The organism is Ruminococcus sp. N15.MGS-57 (assembly GCF_000980385.1).
In the GTDB taxonomy this organism is placed as follows: domain Bacteria; phylum Bacillota; class Clostridia; order Oscillospirales; family Ruminococcaceae; genus Hominimerdicola; species Hominimerdicola aceti.
The window spans coordinates 1-832 of sequence record NZ_LARF01000125.1; the positions used below are offsets into that span (position 1 = coordinate 1).

General features: G+C 48.9%; 1 protein-coding gene and 2 tRNA genes. All 3 read right to left on the reverse strand.

Features of this window, described 5'->3' with window-relative positions; all coding sequences use genetic code 11:
* Window positions 1–279 (reverse strand): helix-turn-helix domain-containing protein (locus WS40_RS11720; protein ID WP_325208548.1); only part of this gene is annotated, 279 nt, incomplete at its 3' end.
* Window positions 280–495: 216 nt separating this feature from the next.
* Window positions 496–580 (reverse strand) — tRNA-Tyr (locus tag WS40_RS10845).
* A 10-nt stretch (window positions 581–590) separates the two neighbouring features.
* Window positions 591–666, reverse strand: a tRNA-Thr gene (locus tag WS40_RS10850).
* Window positions 667–832 lie beyond the last annotated feature (166 nt).

Here is an 832-nt window from a genome sequence, read left to right on the forward strand (position 1 = left end):
CTCCCGCCCCAGGGGAGAGAGGGAGCGATACTGCTCCAGCAGCTGCCGCTCCCGCTGAGTCAGGACGTCCGCGCCGCGGCGAAAGCTGTCCTGAAACAAGGTGTTGGGGTCCGTCTCCAGACAGTCGAACAGCCGGAGCATCATCTCCTCCTTAGGGAAGCTGACACCGGTCTCGTAGTTGCTGACAGTGGACGGTGTGACGCCCAGCCGATCCGCCAGCTGGGGGCGGGAGAGAGCCAGCTCCTCCCGACGGGCTTTGATCCGGTCTCCAAATGCCATGGATCCCATCCTTTCCGATGTTCTTGACAGTATCCTATCGGATTTCAAGGAAGCTGTCAATCCAATTTTACAAGAAACTTGTAAAATTATACTTGACTTTCAAAAAAACTTGTGCTACTGTATAGCTGTAAACAAGATACTTGTAAAATAAATAAAAATTTACAAGTATCTTGTTTATCAAAATGAAAAAAGCGCCCGCGATTGCAGGCACCTTTTTGGTGGGGGAAGGTGGATTCGAACCACCGAAGCCGAAGGCAACAGATTTACAGTCTGCCCCATTTGACCGCTCTGGAATTCCCCCATATTAAAACTGGAGCTGGTGGACGGATTCGAACCCCCGACCTGCTGATTACAAATCAGCTGCTCTACCAACTGAGCTACACCAGCTTGTATTGCTTGATCTGTCGAACTGACGATATCTATTATATCATATCTCCAAGCACTTGTCAAGCATTTTTTATTTTGTTTTCATTTTTTTTAATAAAGTGGTCGAGGCGACAGGACTTGAACCTGCGGCATCTTGGTCCCAAACCAAGCACTCTACCAAACTGAG